The sequence below is a fragment of the Leeia oryzae DSM 17879 genome (assembly GCF_000376945.1).
Classification (GTDB): Bacteria; Pseudomonadota; Gammaproteobacteria; order Burkholderiales; family Leeiaceae; genus Leeia; species Leeia oryzae.
Map to the genome: position 1 here is coordinate 1 of NZ_AQXU01000009.1, position 19,093 is coordinate 19,093.

Here is a 19,093-nt window from a genome sequence, read left to right on the forward strand (position 1 = left end):
GGTGGCAATGAACGCTTCGTCGATGTCGGCTTCGCACAGCGCCATGTCGGCACAGTGGTCACGGTAGAACAACAGCGGGAAGCTGTCGCGGTCCTTCAGCCCCAGCAGGACCAGACCGGTCAGATGATCCGGGTCGCGCTTGAGCTGCGACACGTCGCAGCCTTCAGTGCGCAGGGTCTCGATCAGGAACTCGCCCATCTGTTCGTCGCCCACCCGGGACAGCATGGCGGACTTGAGCCCCAGACGGGCGGTACCGAAGGCGATGTTGCCGGACGAGCCGCCGAGATATTTGGCGAAGCTGGCCACGTCCTGCAGCCTGGAGCCCACCTGGTGGGCGTACAGGTCTACCGCCACCCGGCCGATGCTGATCAGGTCCAGCTTGCGATCAGCGGCAAATACGGTGTTATTCTTCATTTCAGAAACTTTCAGTCTTCACAGTGATTCGATGCGTGTTTGTTGGCAATCCACATGCGCTATTAGCTCGCGCGTTTCTTGCGGAACTGGTCGGCAACTACGGCAATCACGATAATCAGACCCTTCACGATTTCCTGCAGGTAAGAATCGATCCCCAGAAAAGTAAAGCCGCTGGAAATCACACCCAAAATCAGAGCGCCAATCACCGTACCGGTAATTCGTCCCACGCCGCCTGCCAGGCTGGTACCACCAATCACGGCCGCTGCAATCGCATCCAGCTCGTACCCCATCCCCATACCAGACTGACCGGTTTGGGCACGAGCAGACACAACCACCCCGGCCAGACCTGACAAAACACCAGCGATGGTGTACACAGCGATCAGGTTTTTACCCACATTAATGCCGGAAACACGTGCCGCTTGAACGTTGCCGCCAATGGCGTAGATGGACTTGCCGAAGCGGGTGTAGCGCAACACGATATGGAAGAACAATGCAACGGCCAGGAAGATGATGACCGGATTGGAACCGCTACCGATCCACAAGTAGTCATCCGTGAACATGCTGACAGGCTGACCGCCGGTGTAGTAACGGGCCAGGCCACGTGCAGACACCATCATGCCCAGCGTGACGATAAATGCAGGCACACGCATCTTGACGATGACGGCTCCGTTGATAAACCCGGTAATTGCCCCGATCAGCAGGCCCATCAGGACCGGAATGATCACAGGCAGCCCGCCAAGGCTTGGAAAAATGGCACGATCATAACCAACGACTTGTGCAAAGCTGGAAGCCACCATGGCAGAGAGAGCCACGACAGAGCCGGAGGCCAGATCAATCCCGCCGGCGATAATGATCATGGTGACACCCACCGCAATCAGGCCGATCTCTGACACCTGCAGAATCATGATCAAGAGGCCTTGCGGGTTGTACAGGAAAGACTGGTCACGCTTGACCCAGCCAAGTACTTCAAAAATCAGTGCAATGCCGATGAGTACCAGCAGAATGCTGAACTCTTGCGGGAGCTTGAATTTCCGTTTTTTGGTAGCAGGCAAGCTGGCTACGGTAGTGGTTTGGTTCATGATGGTTCCTCTAGAATATTATTTGCATCACGTTGCTAAATGGATGTCATTTATTCTGTTATAAGTCTGGTCTTGCGCTACGCCCTGGAAGCTAATGGTTGGATTACATGCCTGAAGCCAGCGCCAGAATCCGTTCCTGGGTAGCCTCTGCACGGGATAAAATGCCGCCGACCTTGCCTTCGTGCATCACCATCACCCGGTCGCTCATGCCCAACACTTCAGGTAGCTCGGATGAAATCATGATGATGGCGACACCCTGCTTGGCTAGCTGAGTGATCAGTTTGTGAATTTCGGCCTTGGCGCCCACGTCCACACCGCGGGTTGGCTCGTCCAGAATCAGTACTTTCGGGTGGTTGAGCAGCCAGCGGGCAATCAGCACTTTTTGCTGGTTACCGCCACTCAGGTTTTCGATGATTTCATCCAGACCAGGTGTTTTGACTTTGAGCTTGCCCACCATTTGATGGCACAGCTCATCGACTTCACTTTGCTTCACAAACCCCATATTGCAATGGTCAGGCAGAGAAGCAATCTGCATGTTCTCGCCCACAGACAGGCTAAGGAAAAGACCGGTTTTTTTACGATCCTCTGTAAGCAATGCCATGCCAGATCGAATAGCATCGGCCGGAGATTTAATCTTCAGCTGACGTCCATCAAAGCGGATTTCACCTTCTTTTGCAGGGTTAATGCCAAATAGCGACTCCATGACTTCGGTCCTGCCTGAGCCCATCAGCCCAGCCACACCAAGAATCTCGCCATAGTGCACATCAAAAGAGACGTCGTTGAAAACGCCTTTTAAACCCAGGTTCTTGACGGAAAGTGCGATATCGCCAATTGGTACGTCTTCTTTCGGGAACACCTGAGACAGCTCGCGCCCCACCATGGCCGTAATCAACGAGTTATGGTCAAACTCGGATGCTGTCTTGGTCACAATGTGATGACCATCACGGAAAATCGAAATATCATCCGCAATCTGGAAAACCTCATCCATCTTGTGGGTGATATAGATAATCGCTTTGCCTTCAGCTTTCAGCTGGGCAATGATGCGGAACAGGTGTTCCACTTCTTTTTCGGTAATGGCAGATGTCGGTTCATCCATGATCAGCAGATCGGAATTGAACGACACGGCTTTGGCAATTTCGACCATCTGACGATTGGCAATACTGAGTGAACCCAACTCGACTTCCGGGTCGATATCAATACCCAGCTTGCTTAGCAGCGCGTGGGTCTGGGCGAACAGCTGACCATGATCAATCAGGCCCAGCATATTGCGTGGTTCACGACCAATCCAGATGTTTTCCGCAACCGTCATGTACGCCAGCAGGTTCAGCTCCTGATGGATCATGGCAATGCCTTTACCCAACGCGTCCCGAGGGGACTTCAGCACAATCGGTTGGCCCTTGAAATACAACTGGCCTTCGTTCGGAATATAAATGCCAGCGACGATCTTCATCATCGTGGACTTGCCTGCGCCATTCTCGCCCATCAGTGCATGGACCATGCCGGGGCGGATTTTTAGCGAGACTTTGTTAAGGGCTTGCACCCCAGGAAATGATTTTGAGACACGCTCAGCCACAAACATGTACTCAGCGTCTTGCTGACTGACAGACGAATTTTCTTGTTGCTGTACTTTTGACATGACACACCTCTCACTTAACTGCTAGCAGATAAGCGATGACAAACCTGGACATATGAACGCGAACTTGCGTATCACAGTGTTCCGGACAACCGGGCGTTCATGACAAACGCCCGGCGTCTCATGCAGAGTGCTTCTGATTAACGGTTCAGATAGCCCTTCATGTTTTGTGGTGTCACCAGCTCGTAAGGAATCATGATGTCTTTGGCTTGAGACTTGTCACCTTTTGCCAGTTTGATCGCTGCATCAATCGCACCCTGGCCCTGACCTTTGGCATTCTGGAACACGGTCATGGTCAATTCGCCTTTTTGCATGGAAGACAATGCGTCTTTGGTTGCATCCACGCCACCAATCACGATTTTCTTCGGATCAACTTTCGCCTGTTTCATGGCGATGATGGCACCTAGCGCCATTTCGTCATTATTGGCAGCAACTGCGTCAAACTTTACGCCGGCACTGATCCACTTGCTCATCAGGTTAATGGCTTGAGAGCGGTCAAAGTTAGCCGTTTGCTCTTCTACTACCTTGATGCCTGGGAACTTTGCAAAAATGTCTTTCACGCCTTGTGTACGATCACGCTGGGCATCGGTAGACAACTCGCCCTGCATAATCACCACATTGCCTTTACCATTCAACTTCTTGGCAATGTATTCCCCTTGCAGATGGCCAGCCACCAGGCTGTCTGAGCCAACAAAAGCGGCGCCATTTCCCATTTTCTCATCTGGCTTGCGGTTAACGTACACAATCGGGATACCAGCCTTGCGAGCCGCTTCAGTCATGCGTTTGGTGGCAGACGTATCTGCAGGGTTGACCACAATGGCAGCCACTTTCTGAGAAATGAAGTTCTCGACCTGGCTCACCTGACGACCCACGTCACCACGGGCATCTTCAAACTGAAGATTGACGTCTTTCTGGGTTTTTGCGTAAGAAGACATGCCTTCGCGCAGAACAGTCAGGAAGTTGTCATCGAAGTGAGCCATGCTCACACCAATTTTGGTATCTGCAAATGCAGACAAAGGCAACAGAGCAGCCAGAATGATACTTTTAGTGAATTTCTTCATTTGTGTCTTCCTCTCGTTATTGGCATCACGTTAACAACATCAAAAAATTGCTAGCGGTTCAGACTAGCAGACTGCAAACTGTGGACGAATCAAGAAAGATTCAGGCCTTTCTTGATGAAACAGATACTTTCACCCAGCTGTTTTTCTGCCTCCTCAACCGACAGTGATGCCACTTCTTCAGCAAATGGTTCAAATGAAACATAGCCTTTAAAGCCGGCATTCAGCAGGTATTGTAGTTGAGGAATATTGCCAAGGCGGTCATCTTTATTCACGAGCACCCGGTGCATATCCAGCATGCCAGGACGCTCGACCTGAGCAGACTCCACACCAGAAATATGAATCAGCCCCGTCCACTCTGGGTAAAATGCTTGTTCGCCCGCGACATAATGGTGAAAAGTGTCATGAACGACCTTGAATGCATTTTCGTAACCGCTGGCCTGAATGGCTTTTACGGCTACACCTTTGTGACGCAGTGCACAGATTTCGAAACCTAGAGGCTCAATCAGACCGGTCAGATGATTAGCTTCCAGGATCGGGCCAAGATTTTTTAGGGCGTGAACCAGATCTTCAAACCGCTTTTCTTCAGAGCGCTTGTCGTTACGGTCACAGGTTGGACACAGCACAATTGCCTTGGCGCCGCACGCTTTGGCATACTGCGCCAGTTTTTCGGCTTCGTCTTTTTTGGCATCGTCAAACTGGTCGAAACGTTGCAACGCGTTGATAGAGGCGATCTCGACACCTGCAGCATTGGTGGCTGCAAGGATATCTGCAGCTTCGGAGCCGTCGTTCATTTCAACACCTGGCAGATCATTACGGATTTCGATACCGGATACACCCAGGTTCTGTGCCACTTTCAGAAAGTCGGCATAGGTAGATCTTGGGATGCTCATGCGGTTCAAAGAAAACTTGATAGACATTCGTGTATCCTTTACGTGTACATCGCGATAACATGCAGTAAAAAAATGTAGCCCCCTCACATAGCCTTATGCCCATCAACAGCGCTGCAAGGTTTAGCCCATTCGCCGGGCTACTCAAGTTACTGCCCTAGAACCAAATTCGATGTGACTATCTAACCATACGGACCTTGTGTTTTCACCACGAAAGATGACGATTTATCGTCAATGACACCTAAATATAAGCAAGCTAAATTCTGTGCAGCGCAACATTTCCAAGGCTAGTTATTAATTGAAATTACAATGCATCACAAAGGTAAAAGTGACAGTCCCATACGAGGTCGGTTTGGCATCGCAAACGATAGGAGCTTGGAGGATAAGCTTGAGCACATCTGCACATATTCAGGGTAATACCTCAAGAAATCAGGGCAATCAGTGCAAATAGTTAAGAAATGCTGGTCCATGAGACGGTGATGGCAGGACTGTTTTAGATGGCGCTAAACGAATTTATGTATAGCATGTTGATCAAGAGCATGCGCACGTAATGAATAACCCCGGCTTCATCAGAAAATCTTGCCTTATGATGAGTACATTGACGAATTTAATTACAAATGCATATTCTTTGTAGTCAAATATTCCCTACACGACATTGCTGTCTATTGCCTCCTTCCAAGCCGTTTCTGCAAATTCTTTTAGCATCAGAGCCTCCTCCCAGCGATCGGTAATATCCAGCCCATCGCTTCCTGTGATGGCATATGGTGCAGGGCCTAGTTCGCAGGTAAATGTGAGGGTATCTGTCGGCGCGGCTCGTCGTTGCCAACTCGCCATCCCATAAGCCCACCAACGCCTGAAAATATTTACCCAACTTGCATGCTGACCAAAGCGAATTGGCACTTGAACCTGATGCCCGTTTGATACCCTTCCATGAAAACCCCAGCCATGATCTAGTATGGTTTTAATTTGTTGATCATCTACTTCAGTAGGAGGCAGGGGAAACTCTCTAGCCACCACATAATGGGATAGGTCTGACAACAGCTTGAGGTTAGGCATTTCATCCAGTAAATCAAGGGTAAAAAGCAAATCATTTGTCACCCGGTATCGATGAGTTTCGACCAAAACAGGGAAGTTGACCTGCTCGGCTAACCGCTGCCAGCCCTCAATTACATGAATAGCCTCTTTCAGGGAACGAGGTCTGAAATCTGCCTGAATGGTAATATGATGACAGCCAAATTCACACCCGTTTTCCAAAGCTGGGGCCAATTCTTCAACTGTTGCAGGGAAAACCTGCCCTTCTGCAAGCAACCCCAAGGGTTGAAACGTTGAGGCGAGTCGTGATACGTGATCACGGTCATAGTAATGGTCGGTAAACCCGTCAAAACCAGCAGCAGCAATTTGTAATAGGCGTTCCTCATAACTGGCTGTTTCTCCGCCAGATAACAAGTTCTCCATTCCCCACATGGATTGAAATACCTTTAATTGCTGTTGGAAACGTGTAGACATTTAATTGCCTTTTAACAATGATTTGAGAGATTGGGCCGGGTCTAGCAATTTGTAAGGAGGGATAATCTTTTGCATGTCAATCAAACGCTCAAGCAGCTTGATCTCTCTGGCAATATGACCCTCTTTGCCCATCCCAGCTGCCCCGCGTATTCGCTCAGTGTCATCCAGATAAATCACTAATGTAGCTTCATCTGATTGCAAACGGATGATAGGTGTGAGATCCGCACCAGTCTCGCCAATCACCTGCAATCCTTCATCAAACTGATCTGACCAGAACCACATGGTGTCATGAAATGCCTGTTCTCTCTTGGTCAAATGTTTTGCCAGAAAACGAGCTTGATGTTCGGCATTGCGCCAAGTTTCAACACGTTGGTGCCCATTCCCTTGAGGCAAGGCAGCTACGTCTCCAATCGCATAAATATCGGTTTGAGATGTTTGTAGATATTGATCGACCAAAATACCATTGCCAACCGCTAAACCCGCAGCTTCTGCCAAGTGTTGATTCGGTACAATTCCAATTCCCGCTATCAGTGCATCGCAGCAAACTGTTTCACCTGTTTTGAGCTGCAAAAGAGTTGAGCTACCATCACGAATCAGCCTTTCAATTCCAGTACTCAAGCGAATATCTACGCCATGCCTTTGGTGAAGGGACATCAACCTAGCAGAAATTTCTGCTGGTATGACTCGGCTTGCTAGACGGTCTGCTGTTTCTATCACGACAACTTCACAGCCAAGTTGTTTAGCGGAAGAGGCAATTTCCAATCCAATGAAACCACCACCTATAATTCCGATTGATCGACCAGGTAAGAGCTGGGATTTAAGCCGGCTGGCATCCTCCATGTTTCTTAAGTACAAGATATTAGTTTTATCGCAACCCGGTAGAAACAAGGAGCGGGGATAACCACCCGTCGCCAAGATCAAGGTTCCATAAGTGAGGGTTTCCTGATTGTCCAGAATAACCTGTTTGTCCAATGGTAAGATTTGACTTGCTGATACCCCGGCTATCCAATCAATAGACAGCTTGGCAAACTGCTCAGAATTAGTGAAGGGTAATTGAGCTAGAACCTCCTCGCCTAACAAGATCTGCTTAGATAGCGGTGGACGCTGATAAGGCAGGTGTTTTTCTTCGCCAATGAGTCTAATAGCTCCAGTAAAACCCTCCTCCCGCAAGGCAAGCGCTAAGCGCCCACCTGCTTGACCCGCTCCAATAATAACGATGGGTGCTAAGGTATGCATGAGGTTACTCCAGTTCTATCCAGACTTTTCCCGCTTCCACTTTTACAGGATATGTAGGCAGGTTGACACAGACAGGAGCCCCCTGCGCCTTACCAGTACGATAATCAAATCGTCCATTGTGTTTAGGGCACTCGATGATGTAATCCATCACTAATCCATTTGAGAGATGGACTTTTTCATGGGTGCAATGCCCGGCAGTAGCGTAAAACTCACTGTCTGGCGAACGATAAATGGCGTAACTAGTACCATTGTGATCAAAACGACCCACATCTTCTTCGTCAATATCGTCTACTTCACAGACCTCAAACCATTGACCCATGTTGATTCTCCTTTAGCTGGCGAGCATCTGTGATGAGGCTCGTATACTGATAAGTGTTTTCAGACTTGTGGCAATACACGGCGAATGAAATATTCCGGATCGCGGCGCTGGCGCATGATGGCGGGAAAGATTTCTTTGTAAGCCTCCCACAAACTTTGGGAAGCAGGGGCGCACTGATCTTTTATTAACCCATGCAACTTCGGCAAGTTGTAAAATGGAACCATCGGAAACATATGATGTTCGATGTGGTAATTCATATTCATGTACATGAAAGCTGACACCGGATTGAAAATAACGGTACGGGTATTTAAACGATGATCAAGTACATCTTCGGCCAAGCCAGCATGCTGAGTAATATTAAAGACTTGGGTCAGTGGTGATCCATAAAAGCGTGGCAACACCACAAACATGGCAGGCAAAATACTATGACTGTATGCACACGTGGTCAGGGTTACCGCATATATCAGGGTATGGATTCGACTGGAAATAATCATTTTTGGTATTTCTGACGCTGGCACAAATGAGCGTGTTGCAGGGCTAACCACACCAAATGCGTGTTTGATAGTTCGGAAGAATTCAATACTGCCAGACTTCAGAAAGAAAAAGTCTAATAGCCAGCCGATCACACCAAACGGTCGAGGAAAGGCAATTTCCCGATCATTTCCCACAATTAATGTATCGGTATGGTGACGTGCATGACTCCAACGCCAATAAACGGGTTCATGCAGTGCCATAAAAGAAGTAAGCTGGAAAAATAGCATATTCAGCCACTGCGTTTTGAAGGGCGTGCCGTGCGATAACTCATGCGAACCATGTTCACCTGCCGAATACAGAAGCCCATAGGCAAAAAACGCAGGGATCGCCCACAGGGTGCTCCATGAAAAATATGCAAGTACCCCACTTGCAATGAGTAGCAGAAACCAACTGCCTAAATACGCGAGGGCTTGTTTATCATCCCGCTGCATGAGCTGCTTCATCACTTTACGATCGACATTGCATGCAAACCATTCTGCAGAAATAAGCCCCTTGGCAGCGGCTTCTTTAGCACTGTCACCTTCCAGGTTGTAACTTCGTTTCTTGATAGAATCTATCATTTGCACCACCTCAATTTTCAGGATATATTTTGATTATTATTGATTACATTACTTGCAATCATTGTGTGATACAGTATGATTTGATCTTGACAAATGATGCAATACATCGATCAAAATGAATTTCATTTTCTATCATATATATCGAGAAATTATTGATAGCTCTATCAAAAAAGGACAGATATGAAACCTACAATGGAAGATGTCGCACATTTGGCAGGTGTGGGAGTCGCAACAGTTGATCGTGTCATCAACAAACGAGCCGTGGTTCGCCCCGAAACAGCTCAGAAAGTCTTGGAGGCAGCTGAACAACTGGGGTTTCAGCGCATAGGACTCATCAAGCATCGAATTAAAGAGCAAAGTTCCGGCCTACACTTGGGCTTTATCCTACAGAAGCAAAGCACCCAGTTTTATAAAGATCTAGGTGAACAAATTCATGTACAAGGAAAGCAAAGCCCCTTCCCAGTTGCAAAAACAACGGTGATCTATCTAGATGACCTAAGTCCGCAAGTGATTTCGGATCAGCTTCTAAATTTGGGAGATCATGTCGATGCGATCGCCTTGGTTTCCACTGACCACCCCTTGGTCAACCAGGCGATAGGACAATTATCATATAAGGGCAAGCCAGTAATTTCCCTATTGTCTGATCTAACTGCGGAGAGTTGTGCTGGATTCGTTGGAATTGATCATCGAAAAGCAGGAAGAATGGCCGCCTGGACAATTCAACAACTTTGCCGGACACCCGGGAAGATTGGCCTGATTGTTGGTAGCCACCGATATCTTTGTCAGGAACTCAGCGAAATCAGCTTTCGCTCATTTTTTCGCGAACATGCGCCTGACTTTCAGGTACTAGAAACACTGGTTTCGCTCGAAGACATCATGCTTGCTGAATCAGCAACACTGGAACTACTCAAACAGCATCCAGACTTGACTGGGTTATTTGTTGCCGGAGGGGGAATTGAAGGTGTTATCAGAGGACTGCAGAGTACAAAGGTAAATAATCATGTGGTAACTATTTGCCTCGACCTTACCCGAATTACTCAGCAAGCTTTGATTGATGGAGTGGTAGATACCGTCTTGTCCCACCCAATGGAATGGATGGTCAGTAAGTTACTCGAGAGTATGGTGCACGCTTGTAAGCAAACAGACTTTAAGCGAATTGTTAACGTGACTTTACCTTTTACTACGTATACAAACGCCAATGTCTGATCCGGAGGTTAGTGTGCTCCTTAAATTGGCACAGTCACCACTGAACTGCCCCGGGTAACCAGTAACTACTCTGCATATACGTTGATGGATAGACGCCCCCCACTTCACCCACGCTTCTCCGGCCCATCCTACCCCAATCTAGGCGAATGTGTTTTCTATTCCATAAATCACACACTTTTAAGAATTTTTGCCCATATCCACCCGCTTTTTAAGGAAAAGATTCTGCAACTTCACCACTAAGATTTTCCGGTCAGGTTGGGCACATCGCCAGGGTAGAAAACCTTCCGCCACGCATGCGCCCACCTTGGCGATTCGTGTGGAATAGCTCAATTCATGGAGAGGGTCAAATTAAGCGCAATTATCAACATCATCCTTTGTATTACTCGGACTCATGCAGGCATCGGCTACCAATGCAGATGCAGAAATCATGGTCGGTCAGGTGAGCCCGCTATCAGGTTCTATTGCTCATCTGGGTAAAGACGTAGAAGCTGGTGCACTGCTTGCAGTCTAATACGCCAAAAGCATACACGTAGAGATCACAGGGCAAAAGGTCAAATATATTTTACTGTCAGAAGATGATACAGCAGGCCCCAAAAAAGCCAATGTGGTTGCACAGAAACAAATCAATGAAAAAGTGTCAGGCCTGCTATCGCTCAAAGGGCACTCTGGCTGATCATCGGCCAAAGCAGCCTGTCGATAACATCGATATCGCGGGCAGTCACCTACAGCAAAGCTGACATTAAAGATTATCGTCTCGTGCTGTCCCGTACTACAAACGTAGCTACAGTGCATACAGCCCATCGGTCTGTGCTAGCATTGCTGCCACCTCCTGTCGAGTCAAAACGATGGCAGATGTCTGGACGAGTTGGCCCGAACTACCTCATCCAGCCAGGGCAAGTTCAGCATCAGCACATCACGATGGAGGAACAACAGCGCCGACAATGCCTGATTTTGCGTGGATGCAGATACCAGACCTTCAACGGCAAAATGGGTGAGGAAGCTACTAATCTCAGTAGCCCCCATCTCACATGGGTGCCGATAATGAGTGAAAGCAAAAAAACGCTGTACCCAATTGATGTATTACTGCTCCGTACGCAGGCTGTAATGTCTGACTCGCATCGTCAGGCGCAACACATCGAGCAAGCGGGGCGCAGCAGTCCTATCTGACTGTGTCCTGTCAAGCATCGGCAACTCCAATGTCTTGTAAAACAATGGAAAATTCATTAAACATTTCGTGTTATACACATACATGAACCAAATATACACCTGCAAAGGCGTATATTTCACGTTAGACAAAATCAAGTACATATGAGCATTGAGCTAGAAAAACTGAAAGCACACAGTGAACATCTCTTGGATGGTTTCCTTGGGCTGAGAGAGCGATACGCCATGCTTGAACCAATGCTTTTCAACAGGTCGGTGATTAAGGCAAAAGGGCAAGGTGCGATGGGTAGAGGCTTTCTTGCTATCAAGAACAACCTCTTCCTGTACTGCTGCCAAGATATAGCCAAGCTAACCTTGGATAAGTACGACACATCCCCGAGTATCAAGAGGATCGTAGATAAACTTCAGGACGAGAAGCTCTTGGCTACATTGGAGGATGAATTTTCAGTCTGGTACGTCGAACCGCCTGTCGGAGAAAAAGACCCAACGGTGCTGGACCTCCTGAAGCGGATGGATGAGAGAGAGCACCTCGACAGGAGAGCCAACTTCAAAGAGCTGGTCAAATCCCTCAATCTCAACTGGCAAGAGCTTGAAAACAAGCAAGCACTAGATTCCTTCAAGAAAATTAGAAATAAGGTATCAGCCCACCTTGATGTAAACTTGGTGGGCGGGAAATTTCAACCATTGGATATTGGCTCGCTTGGTGTCAAATGGAAAGACATTGGCGAAACAATAGCTGAGATGCAAGTTATCATCGAACATATCGGATTGATTGTCCGCGGAGCATCCTTCGCGTGGGACAGCCTAGACAATAACCTTCAAAATGCCGCGAAGGGCTTCTGGGAGGCTGAAAATGTTGTCTAACTGGCGGTTCAACGTGGACGCCAACATTGGCCATGACGTCGCCATTTTCATGGTCAGTGTCGGTGCCCTTCGCGCACCGGCGCCTGTTAACCTGGACGTTAGAACTCGTCATGTCTGAGTCCTTCGCTCAATGCGACTGTTGCGATTACTTCACCATCCAAGATGGCAACGACTATGAAATTTGTCCTGTCTGTTTCTGGGGGCAAGATGCTTTTGGCGTTTCGGAGCCTGATGAGCCCTCCGGCGCAAATCATGGCCACTCGCTTCATGAAGGCCGCACAAACTTCCTTATGTTTGGGGCATGTGCGGCTAAATTCAAAGCAAATGTCGTCACAGTGTCTGAACGCGAGATGTATCGCTATGCAGCGCGCACTATCTAGTTCTAACCCTGCGCTCAAGCAGACCGTCAAAAGCTGCGCTTTTGCCGCCCGCTTAGCTTCACGTTAGGCCTCACTAGGAACTATCGTGCAGTCCCCAAAGCAGGTACAGAATACTGTTGACGTGAAGGATCTCTACAAGATTCTAATTGACACGCGAAATGGACGTGTCCGATATTACGTGTAAACCTGTCGTTCCACACTTACCTGTCGAGTGTCCGCTTTGGCCGAATTGCAGCCAATCCTATTAACTGTAGCCAATTTTGCAATCCCAAGACAAAGGACGTTCCTTCACCACAGCAAACCGTATAGAACATACCAGCTTATTCAAGTCGCTTTCGCAAACGCGGCCCAACTTCATGAAAACCGACACTTGTATAGAAAGAAACGGATCTCTGCCATTTGGGAACAGATGGCGCTCCAACTTCTAACATGGTCCAGCCCCTGTTCCGGGCAAACTCTTCGGCTTTGGTCATCAAAAGCTGCGCAAGGCCGTGGCTGCGTTTGTTTGGGTGCACATACAGCTCGGTTATCACGCCATAGGTACCACCAGCGTAAAGGGCATTTCTTTCACCCAGCATGATAATTCCAACAACCTCGTCATCTTCCTGTAGCAGAAAACCAAATACTTGATCCTCCATGCCCAGCAATTTTCTTACCAAGCGGGTATCCAGTTCTGATGCAGCAGTATCTGGCAAACCGCGTAATTCGTTAAACAGCGCACCAACAAGTTGGCCTACCATCTCTGCATCTGCAGGCAATGCCGGTCGAATACTATGTTTTTTCAAGGGAAATGCTCCTTCACTTCCAATCGGCATTTGCAAAATGACGGCCACTTTCGTGTTAGTACATGCAACTACATCTCTTTCGACCTTTTGAAAGGCATAATCTGAAAATACGCATCAGGCATTGTTCTTTTATATGAACGCTTCATTCAGCGTACCTTGCCACCAATCAGTGCCCTCTTCACCGGGACGGTTCGACCAGCCATTTCGTCCATGCCTGCACACGCTCACCGGCTCAGCCACTGCCAGTAATGCCCTGCTTCAGTAAGCGTAACTGCGCCCTCACCTGCACTTCTACATTTTCTCGATATCGACGCGACCTAATCATTTCAACCAAGAGTCTTTCGAAGTCGCGCTCAATGATCTGTCGCAGTTGATCAAGCGTCTCCTTCTCGACCATCCGCCGAATGTCCAAGCCTAACAAATAGATACCCGCCAGGTCTGGATCATAGTCACCGGCTTCAATCACGCCCTCTATTTCGTATACACGTTCAAAATTACCTGCCGCGGCATAACTCTTCATAATAAATGCAAGATCTTGTGCATCTTTCGGGTTCTCTCTTCCACGGTCAGACCATGCAAAGATTTTCAGAATCGCCAAGCCCGCTATCGACACGACTTTTTGAATCAATCCCGGGGCAAACTCCACCCACTCGGCGGCAGCCAGAACCTCCTCGTAGCCTGCTACATTCATGATGGTTTTCATGTCCGGGGGCCAGGCTATTTCCATTGTGCCTTTCGCGATAGCACCGAACGGGACCAAGTCAATGTGATAGTCGAATTCCCCTTTTTCACCTTTATAGTAAAGACGCTGCTTTGCCCTTCCGCTACCCTTAAATGTTTTACGTTCAATAAGCCCTGAACACAGCGCATCAAACTGCTCCCAGTCCTTCACCGCGACTGCAAAATCGATGTCATATGTTGCCCGCGTAGTTTCCAATCCAAACACATGGGTCAGCAATACATCTCTCGCCGTTGCACCTACCAGCATATGCGCTATATCCGCTGTGGTTGCAACCTCAGCAACTTCACGCAAAATGGCTATCGTGATCGGGTCGATGGGACGGTCAGTCAGGATAGTGCGAGGGCTCAATGAACTTCTCCATAATGAGTTGTGCAGTTTCCTTGGCCCTTGGATCCATTAATCCGAGCAGGTCGGCATAGACGGCCAGTGGTGGTGCTATTCCAGGAACAGACTCAACCTGCGGAGACCAAAACCGCTCCAAAATTTCAATTTGTCCGTGGGGATCAGGTCTGAGCCGATACGTTTTCACCAGCCGGCCAATGAGGTCTCGCCCATGCTTCGGATCCACATACATCGTTTGCGTCGATGGTTTGAGATGTCTGAACATCTTTGTAGCTGCTACTTCTGATCCCCAGGAGGCATGGAAATCAGCAATATTGACGCTCTCCCACCAAGAAGGGTCAGGGCATGTAAAGCGGTAACGGTTGAGCTTTGTGCGAAGCGCCAAAGGGAAGTTGATGGCCCACTCTTCAGCCAGGCGTCTTGGCTCCAACAATGTGCGGGTATTCTTTACATCGGCAATCAAATACCCTCTTCGCAGCAATTCGCCAAGTACATTATGGGCGGTGCCTAATGAGACATTAGACATGGCAGCAATTTCTTTGAATGTCCCCTTGATGAGTTCCGGTTTTGATAGCAGCGCGAATACGACACGGAGTGCGGCCTGGTTGGTCAGCCCTTTGGGGGCTCTTTCATATTGATGTTTGTACTCATTCTTTTCACCCGTTGTATAGATAAACAGCCCAGGCGCGCGCAAGTATGCATTTCCATGAGTATCTATAAACTGCAGACCAAGCGTTTGGCAGTAAGAGGCCAGTTCCTTGCTGAGGTACTCAGTCACCAGCATAGACGGGGTGCCGATCTGTTGCAGTTTCAGAGCAATCTGATCGATCTGCACTTTTCGATCGACCTTGTTTTTGCATTCCACGAGGTAATGGTAGCACTGGCCATCAATTGAAAGGTCTACCGCAGCATCGGGTTGATGGTGGGTCGTGACCGCCAGTGGAGCCCCCCCCCCCTGGATTTGCGTCTTTTCCTGCAAGGCATGGAGCGCATCTTCCAGTAATCTGGATCCCAATTCGTAGGACCTTATGTCACGCACGGACTCGTTCATTCAATTTTTTCCAATTTTCACGCTTCGTGAATTTACAAATTATATGAAAATTATAATGCTTTTTCAATAGTTCATTTTTTTCACGCAACGTGAAAACATATTAATATTGAAACCAACTATGTCGAGGTATTAAGCCATGACCCGCCAAGAATCATGCAGCGTCCCCATCGAGATGTTTTAACTATGAAACTCTGTGTACGTTTGCACCCCGGCAAATAACTGATTAATCATGTCGCATACAATTTCAAAGGTGAACAATACCGTCGGATCCAGTGTGCTTGAGCCATGTGCATAGCCGTTACGAATTTTGGGGATCAGTTCTATAAAATGATTCAGCCAATCAAAATCGAGCTCTTCTGGAGTCAAAATCACCTCTTCCTCCGGATAAGAAATGAAATCCTGACCTGAACTAATCATTTGATCGATTTTCTGATGTGTTAAGCGTCCTTTGGCGCGCATCAGCGCCCATTGCATACGATGGGTGAAGCTTTCATTACGGATCAACTGACGGGAAGACGCTTCTTTCAACAGATCAGAAAGTCCTCTTGGGGGCTTGTTGCCATTCTCACCATGGAGAAGCATTAGACGTTCTTTTAAGGCAAACTCCAGTGACACTAAGGCATAGTGTTCAGCAACGGGGTGAAAGCGATACACAAACCAGGCATATAGATACAGGTTTTTCGCGGTTTCGAAATGCACACGAATATCGAGAGGGACGGCATTATCAAGTTTGAAACCAGCAACGGTCTGTTGACGTACAGCCAAAGAAACATGCGCATGCTTCGATCTACTTGAAGCAAAAAATGCATTTCTCTCATCAGGCTCCCAGACGGAATCTGCACTCCGCAGCGCATCACACGCATCGATCTCAGCATCATCAAAAGATTCGCTCATCTAGTCATCTTCCACCAAGTGCTACGAAATATTGTATATCTACCTAGCATACTACAACCCTGTCATCTGTAGGGTGCAACCATGGAAGGAAGACGCAACATCAACGAAGACTTATCACACCGGCTTTCACCAACCCGCCAATACGCTTTGAAACTAGCCAATCCTGGTTAATCTTGATATGACTTCAATGCTCGCCAGCACAGTTTTTTGGCCGTGCACAGAACCATGCACAACCAAGAAACATCGAATTTTCACAACCCTACCCTCTCAGCCCCCCCCGTTATCCGGTACCCCAGCTATTTTGATGACTGCTTTTGAAAGGCTTGCAGTTCACTCACCACTTGCTGGATGAACGGTTCGAAAATAATCCAGTTGCGATATCTACCCTCCCAGTGCCCCCTGCCCCGGCAAATCGGTTCGACAACTTTTCTCACATCTTCATTAAAGCGATGTTTCACTTTGTAGTTATAAGGGAGTTTATCGACCCAAACGCTTGCGCCGCAAATCGTAAAAGTCAAAGACTGCCAAGCAGGTGCTGAAATTTGGGGCGAAGGCACTGACGGCTCCGCTTCCTGTTCAACCCAATATCGGCGATTCACGTCCATTAAAACGGCCTCTTCGAGATCTGACCAAGTCCAGGGAAGACTCACCATATCTTTCAGATCAATTTCGAGAGTTCGGATACTTAAATGCTTTAGTTTGTCTGTTTTGATTTCATCAACCTTATGATGAACAGCAATTTCTATGGCAATAGGCTCACCCTCTGCGATGGCAAAGCAGTCAACAATCACTTCCCCAAGGACAGAGCTCATCCAATGCTCCACTATTACCTCAGAGAAATGCATGTTCCCGGCTGGCTGCTGATGTGTACTATCCTCAGGAACAGCTAACCACTTGTAATCTTGCACGACCTGTTTGGCAGCCAGATGCAGTGCCGTTTCTGCACACTTTGCAGCGTGTGATCCCGTTTCATGCGCAAAATGATGGGCTTTTTCTCGCCCAGCATTCTTTGCGATCAATCTGTGTTTACAGCTAGGGCAAACACACCTGCAATCAATACCCGTTGGCACATCTTCCACATGCACCATTCTTCCATCTTCGGCTAATGCAAAAGTAATCATTGGGTTACTGATGTCCATGTCACAACTCCTCTTGGGTTAACTTAGGAGTTAGCGTATGCATGAATATGCGATTAGAATAGTCCGAAACCCTCATACAACTGTTCGAGACTGATATGCAAGATATTGATCTTATTATGGAAAATGATAAAAACAAGGAAAACAGCATGGGCAACGGATATCTTGAAGGTCTCGAAACCTTGCTGGAATTTGTAGACTATCTAGAACTTCCAACTAAACCTTATCAGGTACTTCAACAGTGGTTACGGGTGGAAATACAGCGGATTAAGGATGGGAAAACACAATCCAGATATGAAGCCGAAAAATTACAGTTGTATGCAGATGGAAAAGTGTCCGGGAAAGAACCTTCTCGCTGGATGAGTCCGATCTGGGATAAGTTAAAAGACTTTGAAAATCAGCATGCAGAAGGAATGCTAAAAAGGGCACGGGGTCAAGGACGGAAGTGGTACTGTCTTCCAAGAAAACAAACCAGTCCAGGCGGCCAAGGGCATACGTCAAAGTTTTACTTTGAATGTTTCGAGGTGAATCAACAGGATGCAGAGGAAACGGCAGGCTCTCCGCGAACAAAGGATGAGATCGACTATATCCTGGATACTCAAGTGGTCCCTGCCTGGTGGGCCAGAAAATTATTCACGACCAGTTACAAATTGGCCGGCTGGCGGAAGTGGCTGTTCCTGGGGTATTTCTTCTTAAATTTGATCATCATTGCACTTGCCTTAATATCTGCATATGTCAGTTCAATGTATCTGAGCCATAACGCACTTGAAATTATCAAATGGCTGCTTCCCACCTCTGCCATTGCATTTTTGGGATGGCAGACGATTAAACCAATCATTCAGTTAGCTGATTGGCGAATCATCATGGCGCCAATTACCCTTTTTGCGCTAAAAGAAGATCATGCCCAGTTAGAACTCGCTACACTGTCAGATCATCACAGTTCTGCAAAAAGAGAAATTCGCCTTGTCCGTTATAGCGCGCAATGCCCCAAGTGTACGGGTAAAATTCTACTTCGTGATGGAGGGAAACAGTTTCCAAATCGCCTGGTAGGTCGTTGCGAGGAAAGTCCGTCAGAGCATGTATATAGCTTTGATCGAATCTTGCAAATTGGCAAAAATTTAGTGTGAACGTCTATGTAAGGGTTATATCGTCTCTTGCCCTTCTCGACCGGTATTGGGAATGATGAAAATAAGCGATCATTCCCTCAACAAAAAAATAGAGCTAATTTTGTCATTCTTTCAAGTCCCTATCCACTTTCCGGTAAGGCAATGCATCTGTTAATTTCTGACGTCGAGTGTAA

19 protein-coding genes are annotated in these 19,093 nt (G+C 47.7%); 4 read left to right on the plus strand and 15 right to left on the minus strand.

Going from position 1 to position 19,093, the window contains the following annotated elements:
- From F552_RS18085 to F552_RS0100280, 9 genes are all read right to left on the minus strand, one after another.
- A partial coding sequence (locus tag F552_RS18085; RefSeq protein WP_033374348.1) for a PfkB family carbohydrate kinase occupies positions 1–414 on the minus strand: 414 nt, incomplete at its 3' end.
- Positions 415–476: 62 nt separating this feature from the next.
- A complete protein-coding gene (locus F552_RS0100245; protein WP_018149702.1) occupies positions 477–1,493 on the minus strand; it encodes an ABC transporter permease in 1,017 nt (338 codons plus the stop codon).
- A gap of 103 nt (positions 1,494–1,596) precedes the next feature.
- On the minus strand, positions 1,597–3,129 hold the full coding sequence (locus F552_RS0100250) for a sugar ABC transporter ATP-binding protein (RefSeq protein WP_018149703.1): 1,533 nt from the start codon (positions 3,127–3,129) through the stop codon (positions 1,597–1,599).
- Between the two features lie 137 nt (positions 3,130–3,266).
- Positions 3,267–4,187, minus strand: coding sequence for a sugar ABC transporter substrate-binding protein (locus F552_RS0100255; protein ID WP_018149704.1), 921 nt, complete (start codon positions 4,185–4,187; stop codon positions 3,267–3,269).
- A gap of 89 nt (positions 4,188–4,276) precedes the next feature.
- A complete protein-coding gene (locus F552_RS0100260) occupies positions 4,277–5,104 on the minus strand; it encodes a TIM barrel protein (protein WP_018149705.1) in 828 nt (275 codons plus the stop codon).
- Between the two features lie 615 nt (positions 5,105–5,719).
- Positions 5,720–6,580, minus strand: coding sequence for an IolE/MocC family protein (locus F552_RS0100265; RefSeq protein ID WP_018149706.1), 861 nt, complete (start codon positions 6,578–6,580; stop codon positions 5,720–5,722).
- Positions 6,581–7,816, minus strand: a complete 1,236-nt coding sequence (locus F552_RS0100270) for an NAD(P)/FAD-dependent oxidoreductase (RefSeq protein WP_018149707.1) — start codon at positions 7,814–7,816, stop codon at positions 6,581–6,583.
- Between the two features lie 4 nt (positions 7,817–7,820).
- Complete coding sequence (locus tag F552_RS0100275) at positions 7,821–8,135, minus strand: MocE family 2Fe-2S type ferredoxin (protein WP_018149708.1); 315 nt, start codon at positions 8,133–8,135, stop codon at positions 7,821–7,823.
- Positions 8,136–8,194: 59 nt separating this feature from the next.
- Entirely contained in the window at positions 8,195–9,229 is a 1,035-nt protein-coding gene (locus F552_RS0100280; RefSeq protein WP_018149709.1) for a fatty acid desaturase, read from the minus strand.
- Positions 9,230–9,421: 192 nt separating this feature from the next.
- Here F552_RS0100280 and F552_RS0100285 point away from each other — a divergent pair, with 192 nt between their 5' ends.
- A complete protein-coding gene (locus F552_RS0100285; RefSeq protein WP_211208196.1) occupies positions 9,422–10,435 on the plus strand; it encodes a LacI family DNA-binding transcriptional regulator in 1,014 nt (337 codons plus the stop codon).
- 837 nt (positions 10,436–11,272) lie between these two features.
- Here F552_RS0100285 and F552_RS21045 read toward each other — a convergent pair.
- Complete coding sequence (locus F552_RS21045) at positions 11,273–11,512, minus strand: phage integrase N-terminal SAM-like domain-containing protein (RefSeq protein WP_083917382.1); 240 nt, start codon at positions 11,510–11,512, stop codon at positions 11,273–11,275.
- A gap of 231 nt (positions 11,513–11,743) precedes the next feature.
- On the opposite strand from F552_RS21045, the gene F552_RS0100305 reads away from it, so the two are divergent.
- Both F552_RS0100305 and F552_RS20235 read left to right on the plus strand, forming a co-directional pair.
- Positions 11,744–12,463, plus strand: coding sequence for an AbiU2 domain-containing protein (locus tag F552_RS0100305; RefSeq protein WP_018149714.1), 720 nt, complete (start codon positions 11,744–11,746; stop codon positions 12,461–12,463).
- A gap of 110 nt (positions 12,464–12,573) precedes the next feature.
- Positions 12,574–12,843 (plus strand): CPCC family cysteine-rich protein, encoded by a 270-nt coding sequence (locus F552_RS20235; RefSeq protein ID WP_083917383.1) that lies wholly within the window; start codon positions 12,574–12,576, stop codon positions 12,841–12,843.
- A gap of 320 nt (positions 12,844–13,163) precedes the next feature.
- Here F552_RS20235 and F552_RS0100315 read toward each other — a convergent pair whose 3' ends face one another.
- From F552_RS0100315 to F552_RS0100335, 5 genes are all read right to left on the minus strand, one after another.
- Positions 13,164–13,628: a GNAT family N-acetyltransferase gene (locus F552_RS0100315; protein ID WP_169333552.1), complete on the minus strand. Its 465-nt coding sequence runs from the start codon at positions 13,626–13,628 to the stop codon at positions 13,164–13,166.
- Between the two features lie 232 nt (positions 13,629–13,860).
- A complete protein-coding gene (locus F552_RS18095) occupies positions 13,861–14,718 on the minus strand; it encodes a nucleotidyl transferase AbiEii/AbiGii toxin family protein (protein ID WP_018149717.1) in 858 nt (285 codons plus the stop codon).
- Positions 14,693–15,763, minus strand: a complete 1,071-nt coding sequence (locus F552_RS18100; protein WP_018149718.1) for a type IV toxin-antitoxin system AbiEi family antitoxin — start codon at positions 15,761–15,763, stop codon at positions 14,693–14,695. Before F552_RS18100 ends, F552_RS18095 begins: the two co-directional genes overlap by 26 nt.
- Positions 15,764–15,940: 177 nt before the next feature.
- Positions 15,941–16,657 carry a hypothetical protein gene (locus F552_RS0100330; RefSeq protein WP_018149719.1) on the minus strand — a complete coding sequence of 239 codons (717 nt, stop codon included), beginning with the start codon at positions 16,655–16,657 and terminating at the stop codon, positions 15,941–15,943.
- Between the two features lie 296 nt (positions 16,658–16,953).
- A complete protein-coding gene (locus tag F552_RS0100335; RefSeq protein WP_018149720.1) occupies positions 16,954–17,796 on the minus strand; it encodes a competence protein CoiA family protein in 843 nt (280 codons plus the stop codon).
- A gap of 95 nt (positions 17,797–17,891) precedes the next feature.
- Between F552_RS0100335 and F552_RS19845 the strand changes: the two genes are divergently transcribed.
- Positions 17,892–18,920 (plus strand): hypothetical protein, encoded by a 1,029-nt coding sequence (locus F552_RS19845; RefSeq protein ID WP_018149721.1) that lies wholly within the window; start codon positions 17,892–17,894, stop codon positions 18,918–18,920.
- The last annotated feature ends 173 nt before the right edge of the window (positions 18,921–19,093 follow it).

What these genes read in the sequence shown, in the direction of transcription:
- F552_RS0100245 (WP_018149702.1), bottom strand. Translation starts at nt 1,493, where the DNA reads ATGAACCAAACCACTACCGTAGCCAGCTTGCCTGCTACCAAAAAACGG.
- F552_RS0100250 (WP_018149703.1), bottom strand. Translation starts at nt 3,129, where the DNA reads ATGTCAAAAGTACAGCAACAAGAAAATTCGTCTGTCAGTCAGCAAGAC.
- F552_RS0100255 (WP_018149704.1), bottom strand. Translation starts at nt 4,187, where the DNA reads ATGAAGAAATTCACTAAAAGTATCATTCTGGCTGCTCTGTTGCCTTTG.
- F552_RS0100260 (WP_018149705.1), bottom strand. Translation starts at nt 5,104, where the DNA reads ATGTCTATCAAGTTTTCTTTGAACCGCATGAGCATCCCAAGATCTACC.
- F552_RS0100265 (WP_018149706.1), bottom strand. Translation starts at nt 6,580, where the DNA reads ATGTCTACACGTTTCCAACAGCAATTAAAGGTATTTCAATCCATGTGG.
- F552_RS0100270 (WP_018149707.1), bottom strand. Translation starts at nt 7,816, where the DNA reads ATGCATACCTTAGCACCCATCGTTATTATTGGAGCGGGTCAAGCAGGT.
- F552_RS0100275 (WP_018149708.1), bottom strand. Translation starts at nt 8,135, where the DNA reads ATGGGTCAATGGTTTGAGGTCTGTGAAGTAGACGATATTGACGAAGAA.
- F552_RS0100280 (WP_018149709.1), bottom strand. Translation starts at nt 9,229, where the DNA reads ATGATAGATTCTATCAAGAAACGAAGTTACAACCTGGAAGGTGACAGT.
- F552_RS0100285 (WP_211208196.1), top strand. Translation starts at nt 9,422, where the DNA reads ATGGAAGATGTCGCACATTTGGCAGGTGTGGGAGTCGCAACAGTTGAT.
- F552_RS0100305 (WP_018149714.1), top strand. Translation starts at nt 11,744, where the DNA reads ATGAGCATTGAGCTAGAAAAACTGAAAGCACACAGTGAACATCTCTTG.
- F552_RS20235 (WP_083917383.1), top strand. Translation starts at nt 12,574, where the DNA reads ATGTCTGAGTCCTTCGCTCAATGCGACTGTTGCGATTACTTCACCATC.
- F552_RS18100 (WP_018149718.1), bottom strand. Translation starts at nt 15,763, where the DNA reads ATGAACGAGTCCGTGCGTGACATAAGGTCCTACGAATTGGGATCCAGA.
- F552_RS0100330 (WP_018149719.1), bottom strand. Translation starts at nt 16,657, where the DNA reads ATGAGCGAATCTTTTGATGATGCTGAGATCGATGCGTGTGATGCGCTG.
- F552_RS0100335 (WP_018149720.1), bottom strand. Translation starts at nt 17,796, where the DNA reads ATGGACATCAGTAACCCAATGATTACTTTTGCATTAGCCGAAGATGGA.
- F552_RS19845 (WP_018149721.1), top strand. Translation starts at nt 17,892, where the DNA reads ATGCAAGATATTGATCTTATTATGGAAAATGATAAAAACAAGGAAAAC.